The sequence below is a fragment of the Paenibacillus sp. P36 genome (assembly GCF_045866505.1).
GTDB lineage: Bacteria > Bacillota > Bacilli > Paenibacillales > NBRC-103111 > Paenibacillus_E > Paenibacillus_E chondroitinus.
This window is the reverse complement of sequence record NZ_AP038372.1, coordinates 7,752,669-7,764,467: the sequence shown is the minus strand read 5'-3', so window position 1 is coordinate 7,764,467 and position 11,799 is coordinate 7,752,669. Positions and strand designations below refer to the sequence as shown.

At 48.2% G+C, this 11,799-nt stretch carries 7 protein-coding genes; 6 read left to right on the top strand and 1 reads right to left on the bottom strand.

The window, feature by feature from the left end; all coding sequences use genetic code 11:
* Positions 1–77: 77 nt before the first annotated feature.
* The 4 genes from ACKTT9_RS34085 (at position 78) to ACKTT9_RS34070 (ending at position 4,736) form a co-directional block, all read left to right on the top strand.
* On the top strand, positions 78–932 hold the full coding sequence (locus ACKTT9_RS34085; protein ID WP_157317885.1) for a sugar ABC transporter permease: 855 nt from the start codon (positions 78–80) through the stop codon (positions 930–932).
* A 93-nt stretch (positions 933–1,025) separates the two neighbouring features.
* Positions 1,026–1,823, top strand: a complete 798-nt coding sequence (locus ACKTT9_RS34080; protein ID WP_407869486.1) for a carbohydrate ABC transporter permease — start codon at positions 1,026–1,028, stop codon at positions 1,821–1,823.
* An 85-nt stretch (positions 1,824–1,908) separates the two neighbouring features.
* Positions 1,909–3,696 carry a sensor histidine kinase gene (locus ACKTT9_RS34075; protein WP_407869485.1) on the top strand — a complete coding sequence of 596 codons (1,788 nt, stop codon included), beginning with the start codon at positions 1,909–1,911 and terminating at the stop codon, positions 3,694–3,696.
* A complete protein-coding gene (locus ACKTT9_RS34070) occupies positions 3,693–4,736 on the top strand; it encodes a response regulator (RefSeq protein WP_407869484.1) in 1,044 nt (347 codons plus the stop codon). The genes ACKTT9_RS34075 and ACKTT9_RS34070 overlap by 4 nt, the downstream gene beginning before the upstream one ends.
* A gap of 239 nt (positions 4,737–4,975) precedes the next feature.
* On the opposite strand, the gene ACKTT9_RS34065 is transcribed toward ACKTT9_RS34070, so the two are convergent.
* Positions 4,976–5,878, bottom strand: coding sequence for an aldo/keto reductase (locus tag ACKTT9_RS34065; protein WP_407869483.1), 903 nt, complete (start codon positions 5,876–5,878; stop codon positions 4,976–4,978).
* A 189-nt stretch (positions 5,879–6,067) separates the two neighbouring features.
* Here ACKTT9_RS34065 and ACKTT9_RS34060 point away from each other — a divergent pair, with 189 nt between their 5' ends.
* Both ACKTT9_RS34060 and ACKTT9_RS34055 read left to right on the top strand, forming a co-directional pair.
* Entirely contained in the window at positions 6,068–9,133 is a 3,066-nt protein-coding gene (locus tag ACKTT9_RS34060) for a glycoside hydrolase family 2 TIM barrel-domain containing protein (protein ID WP_407869482.1), read from the top strand.
* A gap of 15 nt (positions 9,134–9,148) precedes the next feature.
* Positions 9,149–11,755, top strand: coding sequence for a family 78 glycoside hydrolase catalytic domain (locus ACKTT9_RS34055; RefSeq protein WP_407869481.1), 2,607 nt, complete (start codon positions 9,149–9,151; stop codon positions 11,753–11,755).
* Positions 11,756–11,799 lie beyond the last annotated feature (44 nt).

The following is an 11,799-nucleotide window of genomic DNA, read 5'->3' as shown; positions in this document are numbered from 1 at the left end:
ATCCACATTATTTCACAAAGGGGGAGAACGCCCTGTTCGCACAGATCCGATCCAAAGAGTCCTGGGTGCTGATTCTTATGGCAATCCCCGGGTTACTCTACTTTTTTACTTTCAAATACATTCCTCTGGCAGGTAATCTCATCGCATTTCAGAATTACAATCTATTTCAAGGTTTTATGCACAGCAAATGGGTGGGGTTGGATCATTTCCTGACGTTGTTCCGATATGATGATTTCTGGATTATTATGCGCAACTCCTTAAAACTGGGGCTTTACTCCATCTTATTTGGTTTTCCGGCGCCTTTGATTCTAGCCTTATTGTTGAACGAGTTACGGGCAATGTGGTTGAAACGTCCACTTCAGACAATGTTGTATTTGCCGCATTTCCTATCATGGGTCATTGTAGGCGGTATCTTTTCCAATCTGCTTGACGCTAAGGGCTGGATGAATCAACTGCTTCATTACGTTGGCCTAGGACCCTTTGACTTCCTGGGGAACTCGACAACTTTTCTAGGAACGATTATATCTATTAGCATTTGGAAGGAAATTGGATGGGGGACTATCATTTATTTGGCCGCACTTGCCGGAATTAATCCGAGCTTATATGAAGCTGCCACTGTAGATGGGGCAAGTCGAATTAGGCAAATATGGTCAATTACGCTGCCATCGCTGATGCCGGCCATTATCGTTCTGCTGCTTCTTAGAGTAGGGAATCTATTGGATGCTAATATTGAGCAAATGCTAATGTTCTTAAACCCTCTTGTGCGAGATGTTGGTGAAGTGTTCGATACCTTTATTTATAGAGTTGGCTTGCTAGACAGCCAGTATAGTTACTCGACTGCAATTGGTGTGTTTAAATCCGTCATTGGGTTGATATTGTTGACGTTGGTGAATACGTTAAGCAAAAAGACAACAGGTGAAAGTGTTTATTAGAACAAACAGGAGGGGATTGACCTGAGAATCGCTCGTTCCTTTCAATGGTTTTCAGTTGTAAATATAGCTGTTTTAGTTATAACCAGTTTGAGCATGATCGCGCCATTAATTCATTTATTGGCCGTGTCGCTTAGCCTCCCGGAATATGCGAATGCCAAATTGGTAGGGCTTTGGCCCAAAGGCATGCAGTTTGATGTATATGGATCTATTTTTGCGTTAGATGAGATTTGGAAAGCCATGGGAGTAAGCATTTATATTACTGTCGTCGGAACGCTTGTGACACTGCTCCTCTGTTCGCTCTTGGCCTACACGCTTACGAGGCCGAAGATGCCGGGGCGGACCATCATTTTAAAATTTATTGTCGTGACGTTCGTGTTTCCTGTACCCTTAATTCCGAGTTATTTGTTAGTCAAACAGCTGGGCATGATTAATTCGCTTTGGTCTCTCATTATTCCTGGGGCGATGAGCGCATTTTATGTTCTGATCATTCGAACTTTTTTTAAAGCTCTTCCTGGGGAATTGTTTGAAGCAGGCAAAATGGATGGTTGCGGGGAACTGCGCATCTATACGCGAATCGTATTGCCATTATCTATGCCTGTATTGGCGACTATTACGTTATTTCATACCGTCAGCCAATGGAATTCCTATTTTTCAGCAACCATATACATTCGCTCACGGGACTTGTACCCGCTTCAAGTTCTGCTGCGTAATCTCATTGTAGACAATGGTGCCAATACCGGAATGAGCGATTTCCAACTGAGTACGCAGTTTACGCCGGAAATGATGAAAGCGGGCATCGTGCTGGTCGCTACCTTGCCGATTCTCATCGTATATCCGCTTCTTCAAAAGCATTTCGTAAAAGGCGCGATGCTCGGTTCGGTCAAAGAATAGATTAGGGTTTCTTGATTTCGTAAAATACGTTATTTTTATAGTAGACAACCTAGAAGCACAGACGGAAGAAAAAGGGGAATGCAGTATGCGAATCAAGACGATGACGATTAAGTTAAAGCTGGTTCTGCTCTTCTTCGGCTTCTTCTGTTTGCCGTTTTTAATCCTCGGTAAGTTCTGGTACGATCGTTCCATGGAAACCATTGAGGATAATGCCATTAATAATAATCAACAGCTGATGCGTCAAATCAACTATAACCTTGATGTCTATTTTTCTGATATAAAAAAGGCGACACTTCCTCTGCTTGCCCATCCACTCGTACAGCAATTTGTCAAAATAGACCCTAATAATCAATATGACTATTATGATTTAAGCTCGCGTATCCGGGCGGATCTCATTCCCAACATGGTCTATAATCGAGATGATATTTATGGACTGTCCATTATTTCACTGAAAGGTCCTTATTATAGCAACATAGCTTTCTCAGATCGTGTTGATAGTTACAGAAAAGAATTTGCTGATAACAACAAGGACAATTTTCGGATTTTGGGCATCAGCATGACAGGAGACGGTACGGAGGTTATTACGGTCTTTCGAAGAATCATCGATAATGAAACGTATGTAACGGCAGGTTATCTAATCATTGATTTATCCTTGAACCGAACGACTGACATCATTAACCAAGCCCAACTGGGTAAAACAGGGATGATCTCCATCGTGAACACGGACGACAAGTACCTGTATCATCCTGATCCGCAAAAATGGCAGCAGCTACTGCCGGCAAAATATAAGAGTCATTTCGAAAACATAAATACGCCTTACTTTACAAACGGGACAGGAGCAGGCAAGTCAATTGTTGTGTATAACCGCTCAGCATCAACAGGATTAACGATTGTGTCGGAGGTTCCGCTGCGGGAACTGATGGAAGATTTGATTTATTTTCGAAATCTAACCCTCGGTTTTGTCTTACTGCTCATCGTTTTGGCCTTTGTGACGATTCTCAGCTTTTCACTTTCCATCACGCGTGCACTCTCGCACTTAATGAATCTAATGAAAAAAGTGGAGATGGGCGACCTGAGCATTCGCGCTCCACTGCGCAAGGATGAAATCGGAAGTCTGAACAGAGGTTTTAATCTGATGTTGGAAGACTTGAATCGGCTGATCAAAATGATGCATATATCCCATCAGAAGGAAAAAGAAATGGCCATTCACCAAAGAGAATCCAAGATTCAGATGCTTCAAGCGAGAATTAATCCCCATTTTCTTTATAATACGTTGGGAGTTATCAATGCCTATGCCATCATCGCTAAGGTGAAACCGATCAGTCAGATGACGGTATGGTTGTCCGATATATTTCGCTACAGCATCGACAATCCAGAGGACACGGTATCGCTGGCTGAAGAAATCCAGCACATGTTCAACTATATTCACATTCAGAAGGAACGTTATCAAAGCTTGGAAGTAGACGTCGATTTGGACTTGAATAGTTTGAAAGAAATTCATACACTTCGTCTCACGATCCAGCCGATTGTCGAAAATGCCTTTATTCATGGCTATGAGGATTATTCGATTAAGCCCACTTATATTGGTCTTCGTGCCAGCTTCGATGATGCGGGAATCAAACTTCTGATTATCGACAAGGGCAGGGGGATGCCGCCGGATCTGGTGGAGACGTATAACCAAGCTTTTGCCTACATGTCGGAGGAGCAAATGCTGCAAGCCAGTGCTCCGTTCGGTGGGATCGGCATGTGGAACGTTCACAGCAGGTTGAGACTTGAGTTCGGTGAACCCTATGGCCTTTCCATTGTGTGCTCAGAAAACACGGGAACCATTGTCGAGATTAGAATGCCTTATCGGAAGGAGCGATCCGTATGATGACCGTCGTCGTTGTCGAAGACGAACCGATCGTAAGAATGGGGCTGGTCGCTCTGATGGAGACGGAAGCCGAAGGATTCAAGATCGTAGGGGAAGCAGAGGATGGGCAGATGGCCCTCGCCCTGGCAAAGCTGCATGTGCCGGACATCATTATTACGGATATTCGTATGCCTGTCATGGATGGAATAGCCTTAATGTCGGCTCTTAAACAGGAGGGCATTTCATCTTCGGTCATCGTAGTTTCCGGTTATGGGGAATTTGAATACGCTCAGCAAGCTTTGCGTGCTGGTGCAGCGGATTATTTATTGAAACCGATTAATGAGGAGCATCTGCTGCCAACTTTACATGCCTTGCGGGAGAAGATACTGCTTGAGAAAGCACGCATTGTTCATGACAACAAAGAGCAGTTATGGTCATTCAAAACGAGTGCGAAGCAGTTGGCCCGCGATTTATGGGATCTCCGGGAACTGGAGATTGAGAAAGAGCTGAACTCGTTGCAGCATGAGTTAATGAATAACAAGCTGACCACCTATGACATGGAAAGAAAACTGACGGGTTATATCGCCTTGTTGGAAGATGAATTTCGTTCTGTCTCAGGGCAAGAGTTACCGTTTCCACGAGGTTTGGATAAGATCACCCATCACTTCGACACCTTTATTGCCCATATTTATGCCGCCATGAAGACGATTCGAGGGACGAGAAACTGGGGATACGGCAAGGTGATTCAAGCGGGAATTGCCTATGTGGAGAAACATTTTGGTGATCCTGAGCTTACACTAACGAAAATTGCCCAACAGTTGGAAGTCAAACCGGCTAATTTCAGCCATATGTTTAAAACAGAGCTTGGCGTTCCCTTCAGCCAGTATCTGATTCGACTGAGAATGGATAAAGCCGCCAAACAGCTCTCGGATTCGGCTAATAAGGTTTACGAAGTTAGTGCGGCCGTTGGATTTTCGGATTATGTGCACTTTTCCAAAATGTTCAAACGGCATATGGGCTATACTCCCACGGAGTATCGTCAAAGTAAGTGGAAGTTGTAGCAGCTCAACAACTGTTTACAAGGAAATTCTCCCGCTAATTGTAAGTTAAAACAAGAAGCGGGGCACATAACTGGAAAAACTCCATCTATATCAGCGCTTGGCACGCCAATGATGCAAATGCGTAGAAAATAACGGGAGTTTTTCCAGCAATATAGCTTTAAAGGCGATCAGACGAAGATATTAACGGGAGAATTTCCAGGTAACAGGTAATTAAACTAGTCAAACTAAACAAAGCCCGTTCAGCCCAATCCGCGCCAATCCGGCTGAGCACGTTCTTTCCAGCGCAAACGGATAGCCGCATAGTCATCCGCTGCCAGATTCCCTTGCTCCAACCATTTTGCATTTTCCTGCCATCTGCCCTGTTTAGCGGTACCTACAATAGCGGTATGCACCCCGGGGACGGATAAAGTGAAACGCAGTGCGTTCCCAATCGCATCGCTGGAGCCAACTTTCAAGAAGTCATAATCCAACTGCTGAAGCCTGTTCCAGTATTCTTGATGCCGATCATTCGCAATTTTCTCAGGTGCGATCCATACCGCGTTTGCAATAGGACGCTTGGCGACAACGCCGATGCCCCGTTTGGCCGCCTCCGGAAGCGTCAGCTCGATGGCTTCTTGGTCGGCGATACTGACGGAGGTTTGCAGGGAGTGGAAAGCTCCGCATTCAACGGCATATTTGGCGGCAGTATGATCTCCGCTGTATCCCGCGAATCGAATTTTTCCTTTCTCCTTGGCCCTAAGGAGCACATCAATCACATCACCTTGCCGGAGAATCGCTTCCGAGCAGTTATGCAGATGCACCACATCGAGATAATCCGTTTGCAAGCGAGCGAGGCTCCTGTCGATCGTCTCTTCCAACAGCGCCGGTTCCCAATCCGGCCGGTCATAACCGGCAACTTTCCCATGGCCGCACTTCGTGAACAAGTAATAATCATTTCGGCGGTGTTTGACAGCCTTGCCGATTAACGTTTCACTGTCCCCATAACACTCACCGGTATCGATCAAATTGAGTCCTTCATCCAGCGCACTTTCCAATAAATACGCAATCTCGCCAGCGTTAGCACCAATAAAACCAATCTCTGCTGCTCCAAAACCCAGAGCGCTGACTTGCATGCCGGTTCCGCCGAATTCACGTCTTTCCATCACCGTATCACTCCTTAGCCAATCGGATCATTCATTCAATTTATTATCACATAGACAAGGCGGATCGACTGTAGAAAATCCCGACTTGTTTCTGCACAGTTTTCACAACAAAAGTGGTCGGATTTTTGAACAGTCACCATGGCTACTCGTAGACTATGCTGAAAAGGATATACGATGGAGGCGAATAACATGATGCCTGGAGATCACATTCCAGATTGGCAAAATCTAAGCATTCTAGAGAGAAATACAGAGCCGCCGCATGCGGACTTGATTCCATATGACGATTGGGAGAGTGCTCTCGCTAATGAAAGAGAACGTTCGCCTAATGTGCAGTCGCTGAATGGCGAATGGGATTTTAAATACGGGGAATCTGTGGCGGAAGTGCCGGCTGATTTCTATATGCCAAGCTTTGAACCGAACGGTTGGGCTACAATACCGGTCCCCTCAAACTGGCAGTTACACGGATATGGGAGACCCCATTATAGCAGCTGTCCGTATCCTTTTCCGATCAATCCGCCATATGTACCTAATCATAATCCGGTCGGCTGCTACAGAACGCAGTTTCACTTCCAAGAGACAACGAACAATCGACGGGTTCATCTAGTTTTTGAAGGGGTGGATTCCGCCTTTCACGTTTGGATAAACGGCCATTTCGTCGGCTATAGCCAAGGCAGCCACTTTCATTCCGAGTTTTATGTAAGCCCTTACTTAAACGAGGGGCAAAACGTCATTGCCGTACAAGTGTATCAATGGAGCGACGGCAGTTATCTGGAGAGCCAGGATAAATGGCGCATGAGCGGGATTTTTCGTGACGTTTATTTATTGTCCTCCCCGCAAGTATCGGTGAGAGATGCCAGAGTCAGGACTCATTTGGATGGGGGTTATGCCAAAGCGAAATTAGAGATTCGCGTTGCTTTTGCCGGCGTAACGGAGGCGTCTTTTTCCAAATCGGATTTCTTTCAACTCCGAACGACGCTGTTGGATGCGGATCGGCATATCGTCTGTGATCGCTACCATCATGTGCGGCAGGATGAACCTATAGCAGAGCTAATTCATGAGGTGCTATCTCCTCGTTTGTGGACGGCGGAAACGCCTTACTTATACACGTTACTACTCACCATGTACGACAAGAAACAGCAAATCGTAGAGGTTAAAAGCGTACACGTCGGTTTCCGGGACATTAGGATCGAGGAGGGACAACTGCTCGTTAACGGCAGTCCGATTATTATTAAGGGCGTTAATCGTAACGAGTTCGACCCTGAGCTTGGCTATGTGACAACGAGGGAATCGATGCTGCGTGATATCACTTTGATGAAGCAGCACAACATCAATTCGGTGCGGTTATCGCATTATCCGAATGATTCACGATGGCTGGAGCTGTGCGACCGTTATGGTTTATATGTCATCGATGAGACGGATCTGGAGACGCACGGATTTCATTTTTACGGGAATGAAGGGCATCTGGCTCAGCAGCCTGAGTGGGAAGAAGCGTTCGTCCAGCGGGCGAAACGAATGGTGGAAAGGGATAAAAACCACCCTTCCATTATCATGTGGTCGCTTGGCAATGAGTCCGGCTACGGGGCTAATCACGATGCCATGGCAGCATGGATCAGGGAGGCCGATCCGACGCGTCCGATTCATTACGAACGTGCTTATGATGCACCCGTCGTTGACGTCGTCAGCTCGATGTACCCGGCGGTGGAAACCGTTATACAAGAAGGCTGCAAGGACGATAAACGCCCTTACCTCATGTGCGAATTCGGGCATGCCATGGGCAATGCCGTGGGGAATTTGCAAGAGTATTGGGAGGCGGTCTACACGTATCCACGGCTGCTTGGCGGTCTGATCTGGGAATGGGCGGATCAAGGCATCCAGCAGCAGGCGGAGCGAGGGGAAGCCTGGTACGCGTATGGCGGCGATTTTGGCGAAGAGCCGCATAGCGGTCATTTTTGCCTGGATGGGCTGCTTTTCCCGGATCGGTCGATCAAAGCTTCTTTGTTGGAATACAAGAAAGCCATTGAACCGGTGAAAATCGAGGTGATGGATGCAGCGCTAGGCAAGCTGAGAGTACGGAACAGGTATGATTTTGTGTCCTTATCCCATTTGCAGGGATTATGGAGCTTGTGGCAGGATGGCGTCATGGTGGAAAAAGGGGAACTTGCGAGGCTGCACACCTCTGCGGGGCAGTCTGAGGACATCCATGTCCCTATCGATGTACTCAAGCTGAAAAACAAGGGTGAATACTGGCTTCACATCCATTTTATGCTGCGGGATCCGGTTGTTTGGGCTGAAAAAGGTCATGAGATTGCCTGGGCGGACATTCCGGTGTTAAGCGTTCCTGAGGCACCTGATCCAAAGGATGCCGTTCAAGAGGCAACTCCTTTGACGCTGCAAGAAGCGGGCAATGAAATTACGCTTACGGGCCAAGATTTCATAGTGGTGTTTGATAGAAATCATGGCGCAATGACAGCGTGGACGTACAAAGGAGTGTCCTTGCTGACGGCAGGCCCCAAGCTCCATCTATGGCGTGCTCCGGTTGATAACGATGTTCATCTCGCCAAAGAGTGGGTGAAAGCCGGCTACAATCGGCTTGTTACGGATGTGCGCGAGGTTGCTGTTGACCGGACGGAAGCGGGAGGCAGCCGGATAACGGTCAAGTCTGTTGTTGGGGCGCGAGGCGGGAAGATCGCTTTTGATTCCCGCGTGGTCTATACCATCGCCGCAGACGGTGAAATGACGCTGGACGTGCAGATTGAACCGAGGGAAGAGCTGCCGCCGCTGCCCAGGTTCGGGGTAGAGCTTGTGATGCCGGACAGCTTCGACCAGCTGTCTTGGTTTGGCCGTGGACCGCACGAATGTTATGCGGATCGTAAAGAGAGCGGCAAGCTGGGCGTATACAGCGGATCGGTACAGGAGCAGTTCGTGCCGTATATCAAGCCGCAGGAGAATGGCAATAAAGCGGACGTAAGGTGGTCGTCCCTTCGGAATCAAGAAGGAGTCGGGCTGTTGTTCACAGGTGAGCCGACCTTCGACACGAGTGTTCACCAATACACGACGGAGGATTTGACAACAACGAAACATGTTCATCACCTCACTAGGGTGGAGCAAACCATTGTCAAACTAGATGCCAGACAGAGCGGTCTAGGCAATCATAGCTGCGGCTATGCGCCTACGCTCGACAAGTATTTGATTAAAGCTGAGCCGATGAATTTTAAGATACATTTGAGACCTGTTTCACCATTAATAGCACAATAAATGGAGGGTTACCTAATGACGACAAGAGTAGCACATTGTAAAACCGAATATATGAGGAATCCGATTGGCCTTGACGTCCTGAAACCTCGGTTCTTCTGGCAGTTGGAAGCTGATAAACAAGAAGTCGTACAGAGCGCTTATCACATCATAGTTGCTTCTTCTCGGGAAAAGTTAGCGAATGATCAAGCGGATATGTGGGACAGCGGCAAAGTGAGTTCGAATGCATCGACTCATATTCCGTATGAGGGGCAACCCCTTGAGTCTGAAGGGGAATATTATTGGAAGGTGCGCGTCTGGGACGGCGCTGGCGCAGTTACGGAATGGAGCGAGACGGCGTTCTGGATGATGGGGATTTTGTCACGAGGCGATTGGAAGGCGCAATGGATCGGACGCAAATCCGAGCCGGGCGCGCTCATGCAGCCTTCACCATTTTTCAGAAAATCGTTCGAGGTCAAGAAAAAGGTGCGTCGGGCTATTGCGTATGCGACAGCATTAGGCGTCTATGACTTGCATGTGAATGGTGAGCGAATCGGTGACCGTTTTGCTCCGGGATGGACGGATTACAACATTCGTGTACAGGTTCAGGCCGTCGATATTACAGACAAGCTGAAGGGTGGCGATAATGCGTTTGGCGTTATTTTGGGAGACGGCTGGTATGCAGGAACAGTAGGATTTCTCGGTGATAAAGTTTACGGGGAAAGACCGTTTTTCCTCATGCAGGTAAGCTTGGATTATGAGGATGGAACGAAGGAAAAAGTGATCACGGATCGCTCTTGGACGACGGCCAGAGGGCCGATTCAATATTCCGATATGATCAAAGGGGAAGCCTACGATGCGAGGGAAGAACTGACCGGATGGCATGAGCCGGGTTATGTGGACGCAGCCTGGGAAACGCCGGATGTGCGTTCAGGGTATAACGGACTTCTTGTGGCAGCGATTGAGCCGCCGATCCGCATCACCAAGACGATGAAACCGATCAGCATGAAGAAGACGGCCGCAGGTACTTATATCTATGATATGGGTCAAAACATGGTCGGATGGACGGCTGTAACGGTGCAAGGTGAGCGCGGAACGATGATTACATTAAGTCACGCGGAGATTTTGAATCCGGATGGCACACTATATGTGGATAACTTGCGAGAGGCCTGCCAGCAGGATCACTATATTTTAAAAGGAGAGGGACTGGAAAGCTACGAGCCCCACTTTACGTTCCACGGCTTCCGTTATGTGGAATTGATCGGCTACCCGGGAGAACCTGATCTGGATACTATCACGGGAAAAGTTGTTCATTCCGATACGCCGGTTACCGGAAAGCTGGAGACATCCGATGCAATGGTGAACCAGCTGTATTCGAACATTACATGGGGGCAGCGTGGAAACTTCTTGTCGGTGCCGACGGACTGTCCACAGCGGGATGAGCGGCTTGGCTGGACGGGAGATGCGCAAATTTTTGCCCGTACAGCGGCATACAACATGGACGTCTCCCGATTTTTCAGCAAATATGTCTGGGACATGGTGGATTGCCAGCAGCCTTCAGGAGCATTCACGGATGTCGCTCCGGACGCGGGTTGGATTCGCCATAAAAACTGGAATACAAGGCTGAACTGGTTCGCCCCGGACAACTCCGGTTGGGGAGATGCCGGCGTCATTATCCCATGGACGATCTATCTCATGTACGGCGATGTACGTATCCTCGAAACGCATTATGAGGCGATGGGCAAATGGGTGCACTACCTAAAAAACACCACTGACGAGCTGGTGCGTCCAGGGTATGCCAATTACGCCGATTGGCTATCCATCGGGGCTGACACGCCAAACGAAGTGCTTGCAACAGCTTATTTCGCTTACAGTACGAAGCTGCTCGCGCAAATTGCCGGCGTATTAGGGAAAAACGAGGAAGCAGATCAATACCAAGCTTTATTTGGCGATATTGCTGCGGCGTTCCGCAAAGCTTTTGTCGCTGAGGACGGGCGCATTCACGGCGATACGCAGACGGTTTACGTATTAGCGCTGCAGTTCGGGCTGCTAACGGAAGAACAGCGTGGGCAAGCGCGGGAACGCCTGGTGGCGGACATTCAGGGGCGCGGCAACCGTTTATCAACGGGATTCCTCGGCGTAGGCTACTTATTGCCGGCGCTGACGGATAATGGCTGCTTGGACGTCGCTTACAAGCTTTTGACGCAAGAGGCGTTCCCGTCTTGGATGTATTCCATCAAACACGGGGCAACCACGATCTGGGAGCGCTGGGATGGATGGACGGAGGAGCAAGGCTTTCAGACGCCATCGATGAATTCCTTCAATCACTATTCCCTTGGTTCTGTTGGCGAATGGATGTTCCGGTATATGGCAGGCATTGAAGCAGATCCTGCGGCTCCAGGCTTTCAGCATGTCATCATACGGCCGAAGCCGGGCGGTAACTTGAGCTGGGTGAAGGCAAGTTATGAATCTCTTTACGGCGTAGTAACGGTAGAATGGCGTTTATCTGAGGATGGGGACTTCCATCTTCAAGTGAATGTGCCTGCGAATACGACAGCAACCATTCATGTCCCAGGGCCATCTGCGGCTGTGCATAAGGTAGGTTCAGGAAGTTATGTGTTTGAAAACGTTTCTATGCTAAACTAAAGGCAAGTCAAACAGACCGGAATCGGATAGAGGGTGAGCGGGTA

Bases quoted from the DNA above. Each gene is read 5' to 3' on its own strand.
- ACKTT9_RS34085 (WP_157317885.1), top strand. From the start codon at position 78: ATGGCAATCCCCGGGTTACTCTACTTTTTTACTTTCAAATACATTCCT.
- ACKTT9_RS34080 (WP_407869486.1), top strand. From the start codon at position 1,026: ATGATCGCGCCATTAATTCATTTATTGGCCGTGTCGCTTAGCCTCCCG.
- ACKTT9_RS34075 (WP_407869485.1), top strand. From the start codon at position 1,909: ATGCGAATCAAGACGATGACGATTAAGTTAAAGCTGGTTCTGCTCTTC.
- ACKTT9_RS34070 (WP_407869484.1), top strand. From the start codon at position 3,693: ATGATGACCGTCGTCGTTGTCGAAGACGAACCGATCGTAAGAATGGGG.
- ACKTT9_RS34065 (WP_407869483.1), bottom strand. From the start codon at position 5,878: ATGGAAAGACGTGAATTCGGCGGAACCGGCATGCAAGTCAGCGCTCTG.
- ACKTT9_RS34060 (WP_407869482.1), top strand. From the start codon at position 6,068: ATGATGCCTGGAGATCACATTCCAGATTGGCAAAATCTAAGCATTCTA.
- ACKTT9_RS34055 (WP_407869481.1), top strand. From the start codon at position 9,149: ATGACGACAAGAGTAGCACATTGTAAAACCGAATATATGAGGAATCCG.